The following is a 20,562-nucleotide window of genomic DNA, read 5'->3' as shown; positions in this document are numbered from 1 at the left end:
CGTACTCCGCTATGGTCGACCCCGTTCTTGATTTGCGAGTGGGTCACGTGCCCGGGTGCACGACCACGTTCCCGCGCATCGCCGAACGACCGTGCGTCCTTCTACAGGGCAGGGCACTGCAAAGGGGAAGTTCAGGATGTCGATTGCTGTAAAAAGCGAGATACGATCACTTGAAATGCGCATGTTGAACGCGAATTCGCAAGTGTTCTTGCATCAGCTGGGCACGACGTTGGCTGCGGCATACGGAGGGTTGTCCAATCCTCGCTGCCGGCAAGCGATCTCGACACTGGCAGCAAATATCGAGGGTGAGCTGCGCGAGAAGATATGCCCACCGGCCACGGACGGGGGTGTATGTGTAATCCGCGGGCTCCTCATCGATGAGCAATCGGTCGGCCGAACTCCGCCGATCTGGGCAGCGATCGATGACACGGCCAGTTTGCCGTTGGATCTGCAAATGTTGTTGCTCGCCAGCATGATCGGCGAACCTTTCGGCTGGCGAGGCCAGCAGGAGGGGCGGCTGGTGAACAATGTCATGCCCGCGCGAGGGTATGAGAGCGTGCAGACCGGGGCGAGCAGCTCGATTCTGTTGAGCCCACACACCGAAGATTCTTTTCATCCACATCGCTCGCACGTCTTCCTTCTCGGTTGCGTTCGCAACCCGGACGGTGTCGCGACGACCATAGCCTCGGTTCGCGATGTGAATCTCTCCGCTGCCGACCACGAAATACTCTTGCGCCCAACGATTCCGATCCTGCCGGATCTCACCTATGGAGACGCGGAGAAGTGGGGAGCCGCAGATCCGATTCCTACGTTGTGGGAACGCTCGGACGGGCTGTGCCTGCGCTACGACCCGGACTACACACCGTGGGCCGACGCCGATCCTGAATACCGAGAGGCCTACCTGCGGTTGGGAAGCGAACTGGAGCGGGTTACTCGTCGTGTCGTGCTCGAGCCCGGTGACGTCGCGATCATCGACAACGACGTGGTTGTACACGGCCGCGTCCCGTTCACCGCGCGATTCGACGGCACCGACCGGTGGCTCAAGCGGGTAAATGTCGCGATGCCGGATCGGCCGCGCCCGATGGCCGAGTTGACCGAGAATGGCTACGGCCAGCAGGTCGACTATCTCTCCTTGGAGTCGAAATGAATGACATACCGCTGCGCGTGCTCTCGCGCAATGACCTGGCGGACATAGCTATCACACCCGCCGAGGTGATCAAATCGGTGCGCGATGTTTACGTGACTCTCGCACAAGGCCAGTCTCGAAACCCTGCCAAGATAGCGCTTCCCGTGCCGGACCGAGACTCGATCTCGTATTCGATGCTCGGCTATGACGGGTCTCGACGGGTGGTCGCCTTCAAAACGTCGTACAAGCAGGAGAAGGGACGCGGACAGAAGCAGTACTACACCACTATCACTCTCTACGATGACGACTCCGGCGCTCCGATCGCGCTGATGGACTGCGCTCGAATCGGGTCGCTGCGTACACCGGCCGCGACTGCACTTCTCGTCGAGGCCAGCGCTGCACCGGCCGCCAGGACGGCGCTGTTGATCGGGACCGGCACCCAGGGTAGGCAGGCATTCCCCTACCTGCTCGAGGTGCTGCCGAACTTGGATCGCCTGTTGCTCTACGGGACCCATGACGCTGGAATCGCCGCGGTGCTGGAGGTATTCCACCAGCACCACCCGGATCGGACGATCGAAGTGGTCACCGACGTGACCGGTGCGGTACTCGACGCCGACGTCGTGCTGGCCGCCTCTGGCCCAGCCACGGCGGTCAAGGTACGGACAAACTCCTTGAAGCCGGGCGGACTACTGGTGGACGTCGGATACGGCGTCGCGGACTCCGCACTGCTGGACTCCGACTACGCGATTGCTACCAGTGCGGGCCAGCTGGCGGTGACGGGGAAGTATCTGGCTGGTCCGGATGGGACACTACGTCCGGTCGACGCCGAGCTACCGGAAATACTCGCCGGCCGCGGCCTGGGGCGAAAGACGCCGGAGGATCGGGTCTTCGCATATAACAGTGGGCTGGTCGTCACCGACATCGCAGTGGGGCATGCGCTGGCAATCCGCGCTATCGAAGAAGGCCGTGGACAGGAGCTGCGACTGTGGAACTGACCGAGACCGCCGCGCTGCCGCTCCCAGCAAAAGAACTGGGCTGGGTCACTCGGGTGCGAACCGATCCGACGTTGCTCGCCGATTTGGCAAATGCGGTAGGCGGCGGCCCATTTCACGTGGTGTACCCCGAGCAGTTCACTACGAATCTCGCGGCATTCGTCGATGCGATGGTCACTGCCGGTGTCGACGGCAAGGTGTATTTCGGCAAGAAGGCCAACAAAGCCGCGTGCTGGCCGCGCGCCTGTGCCGAGGCGAACACCGGAGTGGATGTCGCAAGCGCGCCGGAGTTGATCCATGCTTTGGCCAACGGCGTTCGAGGCGAGGATCTGGTGATCACCGGGCCCAGCAAAAGCGATGATCTTCTGTGGCTGGCCACTCGCCATCGCTGCCTGATCACGGTCGACGAGCTCGACGAGCTCGACCGAGTGATCGCGATTGCCGACGCGGGCGAAGCGGTCCGCATTCTGTTGCGAGTCCTGCCGCCGTCGAACCCCAACAGTCGATTCGGACTCAACGACAACGAGCTGGACCTTGCGATCGACCGGTGCGTAGCGCATCGCGCACACCTGAGGATGGAAGGCTTCTCCTTTCATCTGACCGGGTACAGCGTCGCACCGCGCGCATGGCAAGCCTCCGATCTGATCGACCGGTGCCTGGCCGCGCGAGCCAAAGGCCTTGCAGCCAACTCGGTTTCGATCGGCGGCGGATTCGCCGTCGACTACGTCGATGCGAGTCCTTGGCAGCAGTTCCTCAGCGAGTATCAAGATTCCTGGTTCCACACCCGGAAGACCTTCAGCGGGTTCTACCCCTATCACGCGAATCCCGCAGGCGCGGAGATGCTCTCGGCGATCCTCGGCAGCTCGGTTGCCACGGAGCATTCCGATCTCGCCGCCAAGTTCGCGCAGACCGGTACCCGATTGCTGATCGAACCAGGCCGGGCACTGCTCGATGGCTGCGGCTTCACGGCCTTTCCTGTCCTCGGCTACAAGCCGAGACAGGACTACGGGTTCATCACCGCGTCCGGGCTCAGCTTGAGCTTGTCCGAACAATGGTTTGCCAGCGAGTACCTGCCGGATCCGATGCTCTGGCCCCAGCAGGAGCCGAGCACCCCGACGAGTGCCTGCGTCGGCGGCTCGAGTTGCCTCGAAACAGATATGTTGTCCTGGCGCAAGATTCGATTCGATCGTGTCCCGCGCAGAGGTGATCTGTTGATCTACCCGAATACCGCTGGCTATCAAATGGATTCGAACGAGTCGGAGTTCCATCAGTTGCCATTGCCACCGAAGGTCGTCGTCACGACCTCGCCGGAACGCATCCGGTGGCGACTGGAGTCCGCTGGTGTTTCACATCGAGGGGGCGGTCACAGCCATGAATAATGCGCTGCAATCGACAAATCATCGTACCGGAGAACGAGTCGAGAACATCGCCGAGCGTGTCTCTGATCTGGTCGGCCGTACGCCGCTCATCGAATTGTGCAGAACCGGCTCAGGATCGCGGCTGCTACTCAAACTCGAGCAGTTCAATCCGACGGGCTCTGCAAAGATTCGGATGGCTCGACAGATGGTGCTCGACGCCGAGCTGGACGGTCGGCTCCCGCCAGGCGGGCACATCATCGAATCCACCTCAGGGAATACAGGTCTAGGCCTCGCAGTGGTCGCCGCCGAGCGTGGCTACCGATTCACCGCGGTCGTGGACAATCACTCGGCCAAGGACAAATTGCGAGCGATGGTCGCCATGGGCGCACAGCTGGTCTACGTCGCCGATACCAGCGACGACGGTCCGAGCCCGACCGCACGTGAAGAGCACGCCGCCCTACTGGCCGCTTCGGAGGAGGGCGCCTACTTCTTCGATCAGCACAACAATCCGAGCAACGCGCGGGGATACCGGGCGCTGGCCGACGAACTTCGTGCAGACCTTGCTACCGACGTGGACTACCTGGTCAGCTCGGTAGGCACCGGCGGTTCTCTATTCGGTACCGCGCGTGAACTGCGTCGCCTCGGTTCATCGGTCAGGGTGATCGGTGTCGAACCTGCCGGTTCGATCGTATTCGGTGGCCCGGGCGGTCCGTATTGGCAGTCCGGCACCGGCACTCCACCCGGCGCCCCGATCGGCAGCACCATCGACTACGACCTCCTCGACGAGGGGGTTAAGGTATCGGATGTTCACGCCTTTGCGACCGCGCGCACAGTTGCGCGACGCAATGGTTTGATGCTCGGCGGTTCGGTCGGTGGAGCAGTGTATGTAGCGATGAAACGGCTGCGTGAAATTCCTCCCGGCAGCACGATGGTGACCATCGCATGCGATGGCGGCGAAAAGTATCTCGACACGATTTTCAATGACGATTGGATGCGTGAGAAGAACTTGCTGAACTCGGTCGCAGAAGCGGAGGTCGCACAATTGCTCGATGAATATGCCAGTGAAATCGGCTCGTCAGTGTTGACTCGGCCCTCGGCACGATCGACGCCGGCATGAGCCTCGCGATCGGTGTGCGCGACAGTCGCCCGTTGATCGCTCTCGCGGCCCCCATCGCGGGGATCCAACTCGCGCAAGTGGCACTGACCACCACGGACCTCGCGATGATGGGCTTGCTCGGTGTGCAGGCGATCGCCGCGGGTGGGTTGGCAATAACGCTGTACAACCAGGTGCGCACGATGAGTGTGGGTGTGGTGACGGCGGTCGGAAATTTGGTGGCGGGCGCGGTGGGCCAAGGGGAATCGCGCGCCGGTACCGACCAACTCGACGAGCAAGCGCGATCGGAGATCCGCCAGGTCGTTCGTGCGGCATTTCTGGTGGCGACCTTCGTCGGTCTGCTCGCGGGAGGTGCGCTTGTCGCGCTGAGCTACTCGCTCGTATGGTTCGGTCAGGACGCCCGCATTCTGGAACTGGCACGGCCGATGATGATGGCATTGGCGTTCGGTCTGGTGCCGATGTTGTGGCTGAACGTGCTCCGTCAATTCGCGGTAGGCATGCGCAGACCCGGATCACTGCTGTGGGTCACCATCGGCTCTGTCGGGGTGAACGCAGCCATCAACGGCGCCTTCATCTATGGCTGGTTCGGACTTCCGGTCCTGGGGTTGACCGGGATCGGTTGTGCCACCTCCTTTGTCAACCTCTCGACATGCTGTGCCTTCTTCCTGATCGTCCGCAGGGACACCCACCTTGCACCATTGCTGTCGATCCAGGGCTGGCGCGCGGATCTGAGAACAGTTCGTGCGATCCTGCGACTCGGGATCCCGATCAGCTTGACATATGGATCAGAAGCAGGGCTTTTCTCTGTCGCCGCACTCATCATGGGGAGTTTCGGTCCGACTGTGCTGGCTGCGCACAACGTAGTCATCCAATTGACATATATCGTCTTTCAGGTAACCATCGGCCTTTCGCACGGGTCGTCCATCTTGGTGAGTCGAGTGGTCAGCAAGGGAGATCTCGACGAAGCGAGAAGTACCGCCCGCATAGCTTTGACCCTCGGTGTCGCAGTAATGGGCGCAGTGGGCATCATATATGTGGCGGCACCCCGGTTGGTACTTGTCCCCTTTCTCGATCAAACAGAGGCGGCGGACGTTCTGCCTTTGGCGAAGACCCTTCTCTTCATCGCTGTCGTGCAGCAATTCTTGGACTGCGCACAGAATATTGGTGTCGGACTTCTGCGTGGCCTCGGCAACACCAAGAGCGGCTTTCGAATCACCCTCGTCGGCTATTGGGCCGTCGGGCTACCTGTGCTGTTGACCTGCGCCTATGGTTTCGGTCTACGCGGTCCAGGAGTGTGGATCGGACTGTGTGCGGGCTTGGCGGTCACCGCGACGCTGCTGTTGCGGCGTTTCGACCGCGACCTACACAAGCGAGAGCCCGCGCGCACCGCCGCGTTCGTTTGAAAAACCCAGATCCACCGATTTACGAAAGAGATCGACATGCGTCTGAATAGCTATGATGAATGGTCGCCACTCCGAGAGGTAATTGTAGGATCGGGGCTGAACTACACCACACACGAGCGCGAGCTGACGTTCGATATGTTCCTTCACGAGAACATTTCCGGCGACAACGACCTTGCACGCAAGCCATGGCTCTACCCACCATTCTCGCCTCCGGCAGGGACCGATACACGGTCCAGAATCAGAATCTCGCAGCGCCATGTCGACGAACTGAACGAAGATATCGCAGGGCTCGTCCGCACGCTGGAATCCCTTCATGTCCGGGTTCATCGCCCACTGGATATCGGACCTACGGTCCCCGAGGTACAGACTCCCGCATGGTCGGCGGCAATGATCCCTGCACTCAACGTACGCGACAACGTAGTCATCATGGGCGATGAAATCGTCGAGACCCCACCGATGATGCGTTCGCGCTATTTCGAAAACCAATTGTTGAAACCGGTGTTCATGGACTACTTCCGCAAGGGAGCCCGGTGGTCGGTAATGCCGCGACCACTCATGACCGACGGATCGTTCGACTTCTCCTATGTCGAAGGCACCGGTTCGGCCGACGAGCCGCTTGCACCGGTCGGCCGTCCCGACGACTCGCCGTATCACGTCGGCTTCGAGATGATGATGGATGCCGCGCAGATACTGCGCTTCGGCGAGGATGTCCTGGTCAATGTGTCGACAGCTCATCACCAGCTCGCCTTCGAATGGCTGGTCCGGCAGTTCGAAGGTCGCTTCCGACTGCATCGGCTCTACCGGCTCAGCGATGATCACATCGACAGCACCGTATTGCCGCTTCGCCCCGGACTGTTGCTGGCGCGCTCGCCCGAGATCGTGGATCAACTGCCCGTCGAGCTGCAGAAATGGGACCGCATCTACTATCCCGAACCGGCAGCAGACGGCTTCCCGAGCTACGACGACAACGATCTGGTGCTCACCAGCAAGTTCATCGACATGAACCTGCTGTCCATCGACTCCGAGACCGTGCTTGTCAATTCGGCGCACACCGAACTCATCGAACTCCTCGAGGCGAACAGAATGACCGTGGTACCGGTCCAGCATCGCCACCGTCGGCTCTTCGGCGGTGGATTCCATTGCTTCACAGTGGACACCGTCCGCGAAGGCGGGCTGGAGGACTACTTCTCGGGGTAATCGCGCCCCGCGCTCAGACCAGCAGCGCCCTCGTCTGAGGTGCGCTGGGGTCTGCCAGCACCCCCGCGGTGTCTCCGTGCTCGACAACCATTCCGTCCGCAAGGACAAGGATCCGGCGGCAATACCTGGCCACCACTGCCATGTCGTGGCTGACGACCAGGACGCCGATCCCCCGTGCGATTCGAGTTCGCTCCACCAACTCCATGATCGATTCAGCGGTGCTGGTATCGAGTGCCGATGTTATCTCGTCGCAGATGAGTACATCCGGTTCAGTGGCGAGCGCGCGCGCGATCGCGACGCGCTGCCGCTGACCGCCGGAAAGCTCGTCCGGATATCGACCCAACAGATCGGCGTCCAGCTCCACACTGCCCAGCAGACGTGCGGCGCGATCAGCGACCTCAGCCTTTCCGGTCATCCCGCTGAGCCGCAGTGGTCGCGAAAGCGCTTGCAACACAGTCTGCTTCGGGTTGAGTGTGGACAGCGGGTTTTGCGGGATCAGCTGCACTCGCCTCCGGTCGCGGCGAGATCGGCGTGCGCGCCCGACAGCCAATTCGCGTCCATCCACCTCGAGAGTGCCCGACGCCGCGGAATGGATACCGGCCAGCACTCGGGCCAACGTGGTCTTCCCCGCGCCCGACGGCCCGACGACTGCGACCGATTCCCCGGCCCCGATACTGAGGTCGACCGATGCCAGTAGCCTTCTGCGACCCGCCATTGCGGATATCGCGTGCGCCTGCAGGGCGGGCGGCCCCGCGACCACGGGATCCGAAGGCCGCGTCGCCAGCTCCAGCAGTCCCACCTGTGGCTCGCCCAGCGCGACCACGTCATCCGCGAGCCGGTGCAGAACCTTGGTGTCATGGCCCGAAACCACCACCGCGACATCATCGTCGGTGGCCAGCGAACGTAGCAGCTCCGCTATCCCGTTCCGCAGCTCCCCATGCAACCCGGCGATAGGCTCATCAACAACAAGGACACCAACCTTGCGGACCAGCGCGAGCGCAAGCGCGACCCGTCGCTGTTCACCACCGGACAGTTCGCCAGGACGCCGATGCAGACAGTGCTCGGGCAGCCCGACGCGAGCGAGCACGGTACCCAGATCGGCATCTCTGGAATGGTTCGCCGCTTCTCTGAGCAGTGACCGAACCCGCATTGTCGGATTCAGCGCGGCACCCGGATCCTGGCTCACGAAAGCGATGTGCCCGCGGCGGAAGGACTGCAACGCATCGGGACTCAGCGCGAACACATCCTGTCCGGCGACCCGCACCGAACCGCTCGATCGAGTCGTACCGCTGGAAAGGTGGCCGAGCACCGCACGCATCAGCGTGCTTTTCCCCGCTCCGGATGGACCGGTCAACGCCGTGACGGAGCCTTGGGGAACACACAGCGACGTCGTTGCCAGCAATACCGCACCCGACGACGAATGGATCGTGAGATCCTCGACCTGCACCCCAGTCGTCATACGCTGCTCCGCCCACGCCCGAACGCCGCAACGGCGCTGTTCACACTGACCGCCAACAGACCGATCGCCACACTCGGCGCCAGCACCGCGGCGGGGTTCAGCAGGATCCCGGAGGCGTTCTCGCGGACCATCACCGCCCAGTTCGCGTCTCCGAGGGTGGTCGGCAGCTGTAGGAACGCCGCAGTACTCACGAGGTACATCGCCTCCACGAATCGTAGGCCCAATTGAGTGAGCAGTGTTTCGCGCAGGTTCGGGAGCAGCTCTCGAAAAATGAGGTAACTCAACCGTTCTCCGCGTGCCTGCGCCGCTTCGATGAAGCCCGACGCCGCCACTCCGGTCGCCGCCGCTGCGAACACTCGCGCCGAATACGGTGTACCCGCGATCACCGATACGACCACCAAACCCACGGCTCCGGATTCGGGCCAGGAGAGCATAAATAGCAGGATCGCCAACACCGGCGGCAACAGCATGCCCAGATCGGCGGTGCGTTCGATCCATGCCCCGGTTCTCGGATGCAGCGCTGCTATCGATCCGAGGATCGCGGCGAACGCGGTCACCAACAGGGCGATGATCGCGCCCAGCAGCAGCAGTCCCCAGCCGCCACGCAACAACTGGCTCGTGACGTCTTGGCCGAGCCGATCGCCACCCAGCCAGGCCGCGCTGTTGGGCTTCTCGAAGGTAATACCGACCGCATGATCGACTGCGTGCGGCGCGAGCGCGGGTCCGACTATCGCAACGGTGACAACCGCGGCCGCGGGTAACACCGTCGGCCACAGCCTCCGGGAGGTGGTCGAGGTCGTCATCGCCGACCTCGATTAGCCCAGGCACGAATGGCATCGGCCAGCAGCAAGACGCACATGATCGTTGTTCCGGTCATTGCCACGACTGCCGCTACGAGCGCGGTATCGCGGTCGGAGACAGATCCCGCCACCATGGCGCCCATCCCTGGATAGTTGAATATCGTCTCCACAACGAGAGCGCCGCCGAACAACGTACCGACCGAGGTTGCGAAAGACGTTGCGATCGTGGGTAACGCGAACGGCAGGACGTGACGGAGTAGGACAGTCCTTTCCGGGAGCCCATTCAGAACGGCGCTCTCCACATGTGGTGCGGCGGCCGCGTCGATCAACGCGCCACGCACTACCCTCGAATTCCAGCCCGCCTGTGGTATCGCCAGGGCCGCAACTGGCAGGATCAGCATCTCCGGGCTCGCCGGATATCCGGAGCGGTCGGTGAAAGTCACCGCGGGCAGCCAATCCAGCCACAGCGAAAAAACCAGCACCAACAGTGTTGCCACCACGAATTCCGGAACCGCGATGACGAAGGCGGAGCTCGGTTGCATAACGCGAGCGGTGAAGCCGGTAGGCCGCGCGGACCACCACAACCCGCACAGCAGCGAGATCACCACCGTGGCCAACATCGCGACCGATGCCAGCAGCAAGGTTTGTGGAAACTTCGCCGCCAACAGCTCATTCACCGATTGCCCGCGGGCCGTGGTGCCGAAATCCCCGGTAGCGGCCCCACTGAACCAGTTCCAGAAACGGACCGGCAGCGGCCGGTCCAATCCCAGCTCGTGCTCCTTCGCCGCTATCCGATCCGCTCCCGCATCGCGTCCGAGGACGGCCCGTGCCGCGTTTCCCGGCAGCAGGTCGACCACAACGAATACCACTGCAAGCAGTGCGATCAACAGTCCGAGCCGCCGCACCACCAGTCCGGTGAGGGCGATCAACTCGACAACCAAACGCGTTCGAGCTGGACTCGGCCGTATCCTCCTAGCTTCGGCAGACCCTGAACTGAACGGGACGCAACATCGATGCCATCCGCCATGCCCCACACGATGTAACCGCCACGGTCGTACTGGATCTGTTGGATCGCCTTACTCGCCTCGGTGAACTTCGCGCCTGCCGGCGCGGCGAGTGCGTCGGCGTAGGCTTTGTCGAACTCCGCATCCTTGAAGCCGGTTTCGTTCCACTTCGTCCGCGACGACATGACCTTGCTGGCGAAGAACATGACCGAGTCATTGGTGCCCCAGTTCACTGTGTAGAACGGGGCCTTCAGCCAGGTGTCATCGTAGAAAGCGTTCGCTTCTTGGACGACCACCTCGATATTCAGCCCGATATCCTTGGCCTGGCTCGCGAACACCTTCGCCGATTCCACCTCACCCGCGGCCTCCTGCTTCGTGACCAGCGGATAGGTTCTTCCGGTGTCGAACTTCGCATCCGCGAGCAGTTGCTTTGCTCGATCGACATTGCGCTTTCGCTGCGCGATCGATGAGTCGAAGGTCGGATCAGCAGTGCCCAGAATATCGTTGGCCACACTGCCGTAGCCCGAAAGCACCTGTGCGACCATCGCCGGGCGGTCCACGGCAAGACGGAGCGCTTCCCGCACGCGCGGATCAGCGAAAGGCCCGTCGGAGGTCCTCATCGCGATGACAATCGCGACATCATTCGGACGGCGGATGACCTGGAGGTCACTGCGGGCTTCTGCCGTCCGCCCCGCGACGGCGCCGACACTCGATGCGACATCGATCTGCCCGGCCATGATTGCGTTGGCCATCGATTCAGGGCTCTCGAACAGGGTGACTTCGACAGCGTCGAGCAAGGGGGCGCCGCCGTGCCAGTTGTCATTTCGCACCAGCCGGGCGTTGCCATTGTTGTAGCTTTCGAGCCGGAATGGGCCGCTGCCAATGCCTTTGGTGAAGTCTGTGGTTCCCTTGGGGGCGGCAAAAGTCATCAATCGCAGCAGCAACGGCAACTGGCTGTTCGGACCCGCGCAAGTCAGCACAACCGCGTTCGCGCCGACCGGCTTGATGTCATCGACCGACGACACAGGCACCTTGGTTTCACCCGCGACCTCACGCAGACGCCGAAGCGACCACACCACATCGTCGGCAGTGACCGGACGACCGTCGTGGAAGGTGGCACCCTCGGCGATCGTGAATGTCCAATTCCGTTGCTCTGCATCGGATTCCCACTTCGACGCCAACCGAGGGGCCACGTTCGGGTCGGTTCCGGGAACCGTCAGCGGATCATAGATGAGCGACATGATGAGGAAATCGCTTTCATTGCTCATCGTCGCGTGAGGATCCCGCTCGGTCTTGGATGATTTGCCGATTGCACCGATACGAAGCGTGCCGCCGCGCTGAGGTGAGCCACCAGAGCCATCGGACGAAGATCCATCTCCACAGGCGGCGATCGCCAGTATCGCACTCAGTCCGAGGCCTGCTTTGAAGAGTTGACGCCTATTCAAATCCATCGCTCGACCTCACCCGGTTCACTTCGAAGGTTAGCCTCCGCTAACTCGATAGAGGCTAGCGTGGCGACTCACCGACAGGCAACACCTCAACTATTGCGATGGCCGCTAATGGGGCGAGCAATCCGTCGACCCCTGTGCTGATAGTCCTGGACGGTCGCCTGCACACGCTCGCCTTTCTCGGCACCATCCAGCAGGTCCCCACCAACGCCGCTCGGTGTCACCGGTTTCGGCCAATCGGGAACGACCGAAGACCTGTACCGACACCACGGCATCGACAGCATCATTGCGGGCGTACTGCAACTCAGGCGCCTATCCGACCGACAACGTGGGGGCGACGATATGAATCCCGAGGTGGGCCACATCGCACGCCGAACTCCATTCGGGCACAGCCGAACTCGGCGACGCAAGCCGAGTCCGGGTGGCAGAAAGCGGCCTGGCAACCCGGCCCTGTCCGGACCGAAGGGCGGTGTCGCTGTGTCGCCACGCCTGCGGTTGTCCAGGATTGCTGCGGATCGACGGCGCCAGCGGGGGCCGCTGCGCGAGCCGGGAAAATCCGACCCTGAACTGATCAGTCCTCTCCTCGGGACCATGGCCTCGACCTACAGCCAAACCCGAACTGCGGCCCGCTCACGGACCCCGCTAGGCGCCATACACCCAGGCACGGGCTAGGGCACCAGCAGATACCACTCCGCGAACGGGCCCTGGATCGGCCACGTGTCGGCCATGATCTTGGCCGGACCCATCCCCACCCACAGGTCGACGGTCACAGTGTCGCCTTGCGCCGCATCGGTGTGCACGTATACGTCCTGAGTTCGTCCGCCCGCCGAGCCCACCCACCCCAGCATCACATGATTGCCGCACGGCCCGCGCTGGTAACCCAGTGGTGTGACGTGCGCCAGCACGTGGCCGGGCTGATGTGGTGCGGCCTCCACCGCCACGCCGATCGCCCCGGCACAAAAATTCGCATCGCCAAAGGTATAAAGCGTGGTGCCTAACGGCGCCCATTGTGGTAGCGGATCCGCCTGCGCCGGTGTCACCACCGTTCCGCACACCAGCGCACCGATTCCTACCGAAACCATAGCCCCCGCGACCATCCGCCGCACCGTCATCCGTCAATGTCCTTCCCACGCAATCACACTCGCGGGCTTACTACCCGCGCCAGCCATACGGCCGGGGACCGACCCCACCGACATCGCAGCAGCGAGTAGCGGAAGTCGTTCCAGCAGTGAGCGTATCGAACAAGCACGGCCGCAGCGAACGTTCAGGCGTCCTCACAGCGGTACGGAGCGCAGCCCTGTTCCCGTCGAGATCCCTTGGCCGATAACAGTTCCGCCCCGATACCGGTGGCGGCGACCGACACGCTGACCGGCTCCCAGCCGCGACTGATCGACATGACGACTCGGTGCACTACACACCGCCAAACCAAGACCAGCCATCCTGGCGCTGCTTACAGCACCTCCATTGGATGAACGCACTCTTCTGGACCCGGCCCTGACGCCAGTTGTTAGTAGCCGCATTGGAGCTGTCTGAAACCCACCCGATATCCGGATCGGGGACACCCCCAAGCCCCGGCGCCGATCTCCGCGAGCACTCGGTCCATCCCCGCTGGCCAATTGGTTGGGAGCTCATTCCCATTGGCTCGCCCCAACATCGAGAGCACAGGACAATACCCACGACATAGAAACTGACCGGAACCGTCGCGCTCATCACCGGCGCAAGTATCGGTATCGGCGCCGCCACCGCCCGCCAACTCGCCGACACGGCGCCTTCGCCGGGTGAGTAGCCCACCGCAAAGGCGGTCAACAACCTGATCGAAACCTACAAGGACGACGCGATCTGGGAACTGATGTACTTCGGCCACCCACGGTAGCCGCGGCAATAGCCGAATCGTCCGCCCGCAACCGTGGGCGGACGCCGATTCGCACTGTCATGCTCAGCAAGTCGATAGAACAATCCCGACACCAGACGGGAAGAACTACGGCCCGACCTGGGGCGGCAAGTACGTGACGTCACGCGCGACTGCTTCATCGATCTGCTCAGGGGTCAGTAGTGCCACCGTGTGTGAGACTGCCGCTCCGTATGCCGCAGTACGGATTGCGAGCGCAGCTGCAGCAACCTCGTCCGGAACATCGCCGATGACGAACAGGTCGTCTTCACCGAAAGCGAAATAGCAGGCTTCTACCTGGCCGCCCACGCTTTCGACCATCTCCGTGATGGCCAGTCGGCGAGCACTGCCACCCTGAGCGAGCAGGCCACGCGCTCCTTCCTGGGAGTAGTTGACCCGCCACAAGTATTTGGGCATCTCGTGTCGCCTCCTCCTCGCGAGACCACCGCGTCCCGCATCCACTCGGTGAGCCCGAGACTACGGTCTCGACTACCGCAAAGGCGGCAATGCCGATGCAATGTCCAGCAATGATGCAGCAATGTAATGGTGATCAGACGGCAGCGTCACCGGTGCCCGCGGGGGAGTACGAAGTCACCGTCAGCCGCCACAGGCAAACACCTATCACTGCCGACCGGGTTCGGCGGAAACCGAGGTTCACCAGCGTATGGGCTGAGTGATACGGAATGGCACGGATTCGAGTTCTCGCTGAACCCGAATCCCGACGAAGGATGTTCTGGTATTCGAAATGCCCTGCAATACCAGCCCTTCACGCAGTCGCGTACCGGTGTAGATTCCGCAGCATGCCGAGTGATGCCCAGCTGAAGATCCAGAACGCCATCCACCGTGCCTTGCTCAAAGTAAGCGGCGGGAAGCTGGGCAAAACCATCGTGGGGATGCCGACCCTCGAGCTCACCACGATCGGTCGCAAGACCGGTGAGCCGCGAAAGGTCATGCTGACCGCGCCGGTCATCGACGGCGAGACGATCGTGATCGTGGCCTCGCGCGGCGGCGACCCCACCCACCCTGCGTGGTTTCTGAATCTGCGTGACAATCCTGATGTCGAGGTGTCGCTGCAGAGCGGTCCCCAGCGACCGATGGCGGCCCACGTGGCCAACGCGGAAGAACGCGCAGCGTTGTGGCCCCGGGTCGTCGCGGCGTACAAGGGCTACGCCGGCTATCAACGCAAGACCACCCGTGAGATCCCGCTCGTGCTGTTGACGCCGAATCAGTGAGATCTCATACGCTCCGGTCGTGCACTTCCAAGCCGCGTTGCCGGTCATTGTGATGGCGAAGCAGTCCGATCTCCTCGAATTTCACAAGCTCACTCGGTCCGACCTCATCTCCGGTTGTTCCTGCAGGCACGAGCGCCGAAACAGGTAGTGCGCTACTCACGTCGACACCTCGGGACGGGAACAGACTGACTCCGGGGCACGGATCCTCCGAGCCTCCCGCGTCTCGGAGAGGTGATCATGAGAGACGACGCGCGAGTGTTCCTTGTCGCGGTGGCCGCGGCTGGGCTGCTCGGCGCGGTATCGGTACCGATCGCCGCGACGGCGCCTACCACGACCTGGCCGGCCCCGCCGACCGGAACGTCAGGGAGCTCCGGTATCTCCCCCACACCGTCCGGGAGTCCTGATACGGTCCCCGAACCCACTCTCCGCGTGCCACCCACCGCCCAACGCGGTACGCAAATCACCATTTACGGCGATTACTGGCCCTGCGACGCGGTGAGCGTCTCACCGAACTGGTCTGATTCGGTGACCACCGCCTACGTCCACCAGTATTCGTTCGATGCTCCCGTCAGCGTGCCCGACCGGACCGAACTCGGCGCGCATTCGATCAACGTCACCTGCCGCGCGACGTACGACCACGTAATCCGGAGGGAAGCGTCCATCAAGATCGTCCCCGCACAGGTCGGCCCGACCACCACGACGACCACCTCCAAACCCACGACCACCGAGCCGACTACCACGCCCGTCACGCAGCCACCCACCACGCAACCGCCGACCGCTGCACCACGAAGCGATGATCGTCAGCGGGACAACCACATCGGCGACGCGCTTGGCATCGGCGGGTTTCTTCTCGCCGTCGGTGTCGCGACGCTCGTACTGCATCAGCGGCGCAAGCACCCGACCGATCCGGCGCGGGCGTACCGCCGTGATCCGCACCCGCCGCAGGTATGCGTACATGTGGTCGAGGACATGAGCCCGTCGATTTACATTCGCCAGATCACCCGCCCCACCCACGCTCCGGCTGTTCGGGTTCGGCTGAGCGGCGGCGAGCCACAGCTACACGTCAGGGAGGTGCCCAGATGACGAGTCCCGCATCGATCACGGCTCGGGCGGTGCTGTTCCCGGGCGCCGCGCGCGGGGCCGACGTGGGTCAGCTGGCCGAGCGCCTGCACGAGAGAGGTGTCGAGCAGTTGGCGCTGCGCCGAGCGCCGGTCGTTACCGTGATCCTGCGGTCGGCGGCGCTGCGCGAGCTGGCCAAGGCGGTCGACGAGCTGCTCGAGATCGACCTCGGCAGGGTCGCGGTCGCGGGTTGGCGCCGCTACGACCGGCTTCTCCGTGCGGCGATGCGAACCTGCCCGGACCGAGTCGAGCAGGTCGAGTTGTTCGAACACGAGGTTACCCAAACCTGCTGTCCACGGCTCGAGGTCACCGTCGACGGAAACCGGGTGGGCGAATTTGCGCTCGAACTCTGCGTTGCGTTGCTGCTTCAGCCGCTCGCGGCAACCGTGCGCGGCGGCATGCTGGTGGCGTTGGGCCCTGGTGACTGCACTGTGAAAGTTTCCGTCGCCGCGCCGGAAGTCGGGCCGATCCTGCAGCGCAAACGCACGCTCCACGTGGCGACCATGGTCGACCTGCGACGGCCGATCCCGCTCATCGGCCGCCAGCCGGCCCGGCCTCCCGCGTCACCGGGCGCCGATCTCACCGCGTGAGCAGGCCGCTCAGAACGCACGGCGCCCTCGCTCGTAGCCGTGAATCCGCTCGCGGTCCTGGTAGACCGGTGGTGGCCGGCATGTCGGACAAATCTGATCCGAATGACGTCCAGGGACAAGGGATCCTGGGCGCTCACGCCGTGCCGGCGTGGATCAGGTGCGGTCCTGAATTCATAGGACGCGCGGTTGTTCGGATGCCGTAGGTGGCCAACAGCTGTGTCGCGGAACGGTCTTCGACCCGATCGAAACCGAAGGACAGCAAGTTGCCGCGGATTTCGTCCGCGGTGAAGAAACTGAGCCACGGTTCGCCCACCGCGGCGACGCGATCTGCGCGTGCCTGTTGGTGTCCGGCCGCAGGATCGTGGAGGGTCGAGGAGATCGGGTACAGGTAGTCGAAAACCACCTCCGCGGGTCCGCCGTGGCCGGCGATGTAGCGAAGAGTGTCCTCGACCGACGTTCTGGTCAGGTACATGACAACGCCGAGCCAGATGAACACCGCGCTCCGAGCGCGGTCGAGCCCTGCCTCGGCCAACCCGTCTGCCAGCGTGGATTGTTCGAAATCAATCGGGGCGAAGGTCAGCGATGACGGGATCGCGATTCCGGTCCCGGACAGTCGGCGCCGCTTCCACTCCTGGGTGTCGGGGTGATCGACCTCGAAGAATCGCACGTCCTCGTGGATATTGCGGTAGGCGGTGGTGTCCAGTCCAGCCCCAAGGATCACTACCTGACCAGTCCCCCGGGCGACCGCGGCCGCCACGATGTCATCAGCGAATCGGCTGCGCGCCGCGATAAACAACCGCCGCCGACGAGCCAGATCCTGATCGAGACCATTGTCGAATTCATTTGCCCGCGAGTCGGATTCACCGATGATCTGCAGAGCCAACGGATCGGTGAACACCCGTGGCTCGTCGGCAACCTGATGGTCGGCCCTCGCACGCGCTACGGCCATTGCGGTTCTACTCGGTTGCCCGACCTGCATGCCCGCCACCTTACCGGCTCGGCCTGGGCGCAACTACGGAGCGGGCGGGGAGAACTCGCGTTCGGCCGGTCGGGATGCGCAGGGCCCGTGCGGATGTAGGAACTGCAGCCGATGAGGACGGCGGATGGACGCTAGCTCGCCGACCGGAGCCGTGTGCTCCTTACCTGCTCGACCGCTGGACCACACTCGTTACATGTTGACGTTTGATGTCGATGTGTAATACTCGCTTGGCCCGGCGATCACGAGAGGGAGGTGCGCCGTTGACCGACAACGCCCGAGAGGCGCTCGAGATACTTCGCGATGCGAGTCAATTCAAGTGGTATGTGATCCCGCTTCTGCTGATCGTCATCTACATCTATGCCGTCGAAATCGAACGACGGAACTGGAATGTCCTGTTCGCTGGACTCGCCTTGTGGGGCATGGACTGGTTCAACGAGATCTGGAACGCCCTGGTCTTTCATTTCACCGATCGGGCGCCGGTCTGGGGCGCGGCCGGCCCCACCGCATATCAGATCCTCATCGGCCTCAATATCGAGATCTGCTTCATGTTCGCCATCATGGGGATCGCGGCGGCAAAGATGTTGCCGCCCCGCGAGACCCGCATCTTCGGCCTGCCCAACCGGCCAGTTCTCATCGCGGCCAACTCGGCCGCGGCGGTCGGCGTCGAAGTGTTGCTCAACAAGGTCGGGGTACTCACCTGGGAATGGTCGTGGTGGCGGCCGGGCTTCCCCGTCCTCATCTGGCTCATCGGCTATGTACCGTTCTTCGCGGTCTGCTTCTTTGTGCATGATCTACCCACCGTGCGCGCCAAAGCACTCACTCTCGGCGCGATCCTCGGCGTCGACGCCGTCGCGATCCTCGGCTTCGGCGCCGCGGGATGGCTGTGATGCGACCCGAAGCCATCCGGCGTACCGCCGTCGTCGCTGTGACCGGGCTGGTATTGGCCGGGGTGGCAACGCATTCGGTGACTGTCGCGGACCCCGGCTGTGCGCCGGTGGGCACGGTCGGCACCCCGGAAGTGACAGTCGACGAATCCACTGCCGGACTGGCGGCATTGGCTCCTGCCGCCGTCGACCTGCCCGAGCGGATCCACTTCCGCACCCCCACCGACTCGTTCAACCGACGCTGGACATTCGCCAACCGCGACGGCCACGTATATGTGAAAGAGTCCGCCGCCCAGGGCGGTTGGCGCACCGTGGCGCTACCGGGCTGCTTGGAGGGTCGCGTCGCCGGTGTCTCCGCCGACGACGACGAGGTGATGATGATCGACCGCGACGGCCGGTTCTACACCATGGACCACGCGCTCAGCGCACCCCGGGACTGGAACTGGAGCAGCCGCTACGGCACCCCACTGTGGACCGGCCCCGGAAACACGCTGCCTCCGGGCACTCGCACCTGGTCCTGGTCGGTTCTCTCACCCAACGAGGACCACGTCTGGCGAGATACCGCCGGCAACGATCACCCGGTCGGCGGCGCGAAGGTGTCGCACGTCTATGCGCTCACCCACGATGGTCAGCGCATCCAGTACATCGATCCCTGGTTGCCGGTGGATCACAGCTACGAGATGGCGACGCCGCACGGCGGTCGGTTCCAGGCGATCGCGCTGTCCACGAGCGCATCGACCTCGCTGATCGTCAACCGTTTCGGCGACTTCTATACGCGCCTCTACGATTTCGACATCTCCGGCGCCGACAAGGTGTTCTTTCGCTACTCCTATCACGATCAGAGCGAACTGCCCGAGGCTCCCGACATGCTGTCGGAACGCTTGGACAGCCGATACGCCGCGATTCAGCTGCCCGCACCGGACTGGATGCGGCAGCCGAAGGTGCCGGGTGAAATCACCGACCGCATCTCCATTCACCGGACCGGGCCCGGCTCGTCGGCCCTGGAACTGCGAGTCGAGGGCCGTGACGGCGGTCGAACCGGCTACTGGACAAAGCAACTCACCGACGAGTCTTGGACATTCGTCCGTACCGATCAGCCTCTTGCCGGGGCCGTGCTGGAGAATTCGCCGACCGATCGTTCGCTCGATACGCTGGCGGCCCCTTCGCCGTATGACTATGACGGCGTCTTTGCGCAGGGGTGGAGAGCACAAGTGCACACCTTCGATGTGGCCGTCACCCCGACACCGCTTCGGATCGACTTCGGCGACGGTAAGCAGCTGGATCTGATTCTGCACACAGTCGACGGGTTGCGCCAGACGCCACAGCGGCCGGGAATCTCCAGTCAGCCACGATATTTCGACGGGACGATAGAACTGGCGCCGGAGCTGCTGGCGGGCCTCGACGCGCAGCCCGCCGTGGTACGCGAATTCGTCCGAAACGTACTGGGCGGGAACCGTTTCACGGAAACCTCTGTCGATGTCACCGATACTCGGTTCCACATCGCCCGGCTGGATCTGACCTTGAACCGATCCTGATTCGACTCGGCTGGCGCGGCGTTCCGGACCGCCGGTCGACCGGCGAGAGCGCGACCGGTCGGGTCTATGGGATGCCGGTGGCAGACGTTCGCGGTTGACTCGCCGGCTCCCGCGACGGTGACTCGGGCCGACGTCGGCGTAGGTCCGTCAACCGACCGAAAGAAACCCTTCGAGGGCCGCGCCCTCAGCCACCTCGAACTGCTCGACACGACCACTTTCAAGTCCGGATCGTGGTCGACCGCCTCGCCCCGCGCTGAACAGCCCGAAACCCGGAGACCCGGCCCTATTCGGACCGGGTCTCATATTTTGCGGCAAAGGGCGACGTAAACCACAATCCGGACATATTCGACAATAGTGGCATCAATAACGGCCGACATCGGACCTGCGCGTGCCACCCGAACCGAGGATGACCCTAGTAGCGGTCACAACCGGAC

Annotated in this window: 18 protein-coding genes; 11 read left to right on the top strand and 7 right to left on the bottom strand. The window is 63.2% G+C overall.

Annotation, left to right across the window (positions count from 1 at the left end; genetic code table 11):
* Positions 1-55: 55 nt before the first annotated feature.
* The 6 genes from OHQ90_RS22850 to OHQ90_RS22825 all read left to right on the top strand — a co-directional run bounded on the left by OHQ90_RS22850 (position 56) and on the right by OHQ90_RS22825 (position 7,190).
* The gene (locus OHQ90_RS22850) at positions 56-1,147 is read left to right on the top strand and encodes a TauD/TfdA family dioxygenase (RefSeq protein ID WP_328400640.1); all 1,092 of its coding nucleotides are present in this window, start codon (positions 56-58) and stop codon (positions 1,145-1,147) included.
* Complete coding sequence (locus OHQ90_RS22845) at positions 1,144-2,121, top strand: ornithine cyclodeaminase family protein (protein WP_328400638.1); 978 nt, start codon at positions 1,144-1,146, stop codon at positions 2,119-2,121. The genes OHQ90_RS22850 and OHQ90_RS22845 overlap by 4 nt, the downstream gene beginning before the upstream one ends.
* Positions 2,112-3,497, top strand: coding sequence for a Y4yA family PLP-dependent enzyme (locus tag OHQ90_RS22840; RefSeq protein WP_328400636.1), 1,386 nt, complete (start codon positions 2,112-2,114; stop codon positions 3,495-3,497). The genes OHQ90_RS22845 and OHQ90_RS22840 overlap by 10 nt, the downstream gene beginning before the upstream one ends.
* Positions 3,490-4,593, top strand: coding sequence for a PLP-dependent cysteine synthase family protein (locus OHQ90_RS22835; protein ID WP_442941157.1), 1,104 nt, complete (start codon positions 3,490-3,492; stop codon positions 4,591-4,593). The genes OHQ90_RS22840 and OHQ90_RS22835 overlap by 8 nt, the downstream gene beginning before the upstream one ends.
* Positions 4,590-5,993, top strand: coding sequence for an MATE family efflux transporter (locus OHQ90_RS22830; RefSeq protein ID WP_328400634.1), 1,404 nt, complete (start codon positions 4,590-4,592; stop codon positions 5,991-5,993). The genes OHQ90_RS22835 and OHQ90_RS22830 overlap by 4 nt, the downstream gene beginning before the upstream one ends.
* 426 nt (positions 5,994-6,419) lie before the next feature.
* On the top strand, positions 6,420-7,190 hold the full coding sequence (locus tag OHQ90_RS22825) for a hypothetical protein (RefSeq protein ID WP_328400632.1): 771 nt from the start codon (positions 6,420-6,422) through the stop codon (positions 7,188-7,190).
* Positions 7,191-7,203: 13 nt separating this feature from the next.
* Here OHQ90_RS22825 and OHQ90_RS22820 read toward each other — a convergent pair whose 3' ends face one another.
* The 6 genes from OHQ90_RS22820 to OHQ90_RS22795 all read right to left on the bottom strand — a co-directional run bounded on the left by OHQ90_RS22820 (position 7,204) and on the right by OHQ90_RS22795 (position 14,206).
* A complete protein-coding gene (locus OHQ90_RS22820) occupies positions 7,204-8,649 on the bottom strand; it encodes an ABC transporter ATP-binding protein (RefSeq protein ID WP_328400630.1) in 1,446 nt (481 codons plus the stop codon).
* Positions 8,646-9,452 carry an ABC transporter permease subunit gene (locus tag OHQ90_RS22815; protein WP_328400629.1) on the bottom strand — a complete coding sequence of 269 codons (807 nt, stop codon included), beginning with the start codon at positions 9,450-9,452 and terminating at the stop codon, positions 8,646-8,648. The genes OHQ90_RS22820 and OHQ90_RS22815 overlap by 4 nt, the downstream gene beginning before the upstream one ends.
* Positions 9,449-10,378, bottom strand: coding sequence for an ABC transporter permease (locus OHQ90_RS22810; protein ID WP_328400628.1), 930 nt, complete (start codon positions 10,376-10,378; stop codon positions 9,449-9,451). The genes OHQ90_RS22815 and OHQ90_RS22810 overlap by 4 nt, the downstream gene beginning before the upstream one ends.
* Entirely contained in the window at positions 10,375-11,904 is a 1,530-nt protein-coding gene (locus OHQ90_RS22805) for an ABC transporter substrate-binding protein (protein WP_328400627.1), read from the bottom strand. The genes OHQ90_RS22810 and OHQ90_RS22805 overlap by 4 nt, the downstream gene beginning before the upstream one ends.
* A 665-nt stretch (positions 11,905-12,569) precedes the next feature.
* Positions 12,570-13,013: a hypothetical protein gene (locus OHQ90_RS22800; RefSeq protein ID WP_328400626.1), complete on the bottom strand. Its 444-nt coding sequence runs from the start codon at positions 13,011-13,013 to the stop codon at positions 12,570-12,572.
* 866 nt (positions 13,014-13,879) lie between these two features.
* Complete coding sequence (locus OHQ90_RS22795) at positions 13,880-14,206, bottom strand: GYD domain-containing protein (protein ID WP_328400625.1); 327 nt, start codon at positions 14,204-14,206, stop codon at positions 13,880-13,882.
* 383 nt (positions 14,207-14,589) lie between these two features.
* On the opposite strand from OHQ90_RS22795, the gene OHQ90_RS22790 reads away from it, so the two are divergent.
* The 3 genes from OHQ90_RS22790 to OHQ90_RS22780 all read left to right on the top strand — a co-directional run bounded on the left by OHQ90_RS22790 (position 14,590) and on the right by OHQ90_RS22780 (position 16,730).
* Entirely contained in the window at positions 14,590-15,021 is a 432-nt protein-coding gene (locus OHQ90_RS22790) for a nitroreductase family deazaflavin-dependent oxidoreductase (protein ID WP_328400624.1), read from the top strand.
* Positions 15,022-15,258: 237 nt separating this feature from the next.
* Positions 15,259-16,104: a hypothetical protein gene (locus tag OHQ90_RS22785; RefSeq protein WP_328400623.1), complete on the top strand. Its 846-nt coding sequence runs from the start codon at positions 15,259-15,261 to the stop codon at positions 16,102-16,104.
* Complete coding sequence (locus OHQ90_RS22780) at positions 16,101-16,730, top strand: hypothetical protein (RefSeq protein WP_328400621.1); 630 nt, start codon at positions 16,101-16,103, stop codon at positions 16,728-16,730. Before OHQ90_RS22785 ends, OHQ90_RS22780 begins: the two co-directional genes overlap by 4 nt.
* 133 nt (positions 16,731-16,863) lie before the next feature.
* On the opposite strand, the gene OHQ90_RS22775 is transcribed toward OHQ90_RS22780, so the two are convergent.
* On the bottom strand, positions 16,864-17,709 hold the full coding sequence (locus OHQ90_RS22775; RefSeq protein WP_328400619.1) for a class I SAM-dependent methyltransferase: 846 nt from the start codon (positions 17,707-17,709) through the stop codon (positions 16,864-16,866).
* Positions 17,710-17,969: 260 nt separating this feature from the next.
* Here OHQ90_RS22775 and OHQ90_RS22770 point away from each other — a divergent pair, with 260 nt between their 5' ends.
* Together OHQ90_RS22770 and OHQ90_RS22765 are read left to right on the top strand one after the other, a co-directional pair.
* Positions 17,970-18,596, top strand: coding sequence for a hypothetical protein (locus tag OHQ90_RS22770; protein ID WP_328400617.1), 627 nt, complete (start codon positions 17,970-17,972; stop codon positions 18,594-18,596).
* A complete protein-coding gene (locus OHQ90_RS22765) occupies positions 18,587-20,128 on the top strand; it encodes a hypothetical protein (RefSeq protein ID WP_328400615.1) in 1,542 nt (513 codons plus the stop codon). Before OHQ90_RS22770 ends, OHQ90_RS22765 begins: the two co-directional genes overlap by 10 nt.
* Positions 20,129-20,562 lie beyond the last annotated feature (434 nt).

The organism is Nocardia sp. NBC_00403, from assembly GCF_036046055.1.
In the GTDB taxonomy this organism is placed as follows: Bacteria; Actinomycetota; Actinomycetes; order Mycobacteriales; family Mycobacteriaceae; genus Nocardia.
The sequence above is the reverse complement of the archived record's forward strand: the minus strand, read 5'-3'. Positions and strand labels throughout refer to the sequence as shown.

What these genes read in the sequence shown, in the direction of transcription:
- OHQ90_RS22845 (WP_328400638.1), top strand. Translation starts at nt 1,144, where the DNA reads ATGAATGACATACCGCTGCGCGTGCTCTCGCGCAATGACCTGGCGGAC.
- OHQ90_RS22835 (WP_442941157.1), top strand. Translation starts at nt 3,490, where the DNA reads ATGAATAATGCGCTGCAATCGACAAATCATCGTACCGGAGAACGAGTC.
- OHQ90_RS22830 (WP_328400634.1), top strand. Translation starts at nt 4,590, where the DNA reads ATGAGCCTCGCGATCGGTGTGCGCGACAGTCGCCCGTTGATCGCTCTC.
- OHQ90_RS22825 (WP_328400632.1), top strand. Translation starts at nt 6,420, where the DNA reads ATGGGCGATGAAATCGTCGAGACCCCACCGATGATGCGTTCGCGCTAT.
- OHQ90_RS22820 (WP_328400630.1), bottom strand. Translation starts at nt 8,649, where the DNA reads ATGACGACTGGGGTGCAGGTCGAGGATCTCACGATCCATTCGTCGTCG.
- OHQ90_RS22815 (WP_328400629.1), bottom strand. Translation starts at nt 9,452, where the DNA reads ATGACGACCTCGACCACCTCCCGGAGGCTGTGGCCGACGGTGTTACCC.
- OHQ90_RS22805 (WP_328400627.1), bottom strand. Translation starts at nt 11,904, where the DNA reads ATGGATTTGAATAGGCGTCAACTCTTCAAAGCAGGCCTCGGACTGAGT.
- OHQ90_RS22800 (WP_328400626.1), bottom strand. Translation starts at nt 13,013, where the DNA reads ATGACGGTGCGGCGGATGGTCGCGGGGGCTATGGTTTCGGTAGGAATC.
- OHQ90_RS22795 (WP_328400625.1), bottom strand. Translation starts at nt 14,206, where the DNA reads ATGCCCAAATACTTGTGGCGGGTCAACTACTCCCAGGAAGGAGCGCGT.
- OHQ90_RS22790 (WP_328400624.1), top strand. Translation starts at nt 14,590, where the DNA reads ATGCCGAGTGATGCCCAGCTGAAGATCCAGAACGCCATCCACCGTGCC.
- OHQ90_RS22785 (WP_328400623.1), top strand. Translation starts at nt 15,259, where the DNA reads ATGAGAGACGACGCGCGAGTGTTCCTTGTCGCGGTGGCCGCGGCTGGG.
- OHQ90_RS22780 (WP_328400621.1), top strand. Translation starts at nt 16,101, where the DNA reads ATGACGAGTCCCGCATCGATCACGGCTCGGGCGGTGCTGTTCCCGGGC.
- OHQ90_RS22775 (WP_328400619.1), bottom strand. Translation starts at nt 17,709, where the DNA reads ATGCAGGTCGGGCAACCGAGTAGAACCGCAATGGCCGTAGCGCGTGCG.
- OHQ90_RS22765 (WP_328400615.1), top strand. Translation starts at nt 18,587, where the DNA reads ATGGCTGTGATGCGACCCGAAGCCATCCGGCGTACCGCCGTCGTCGCT.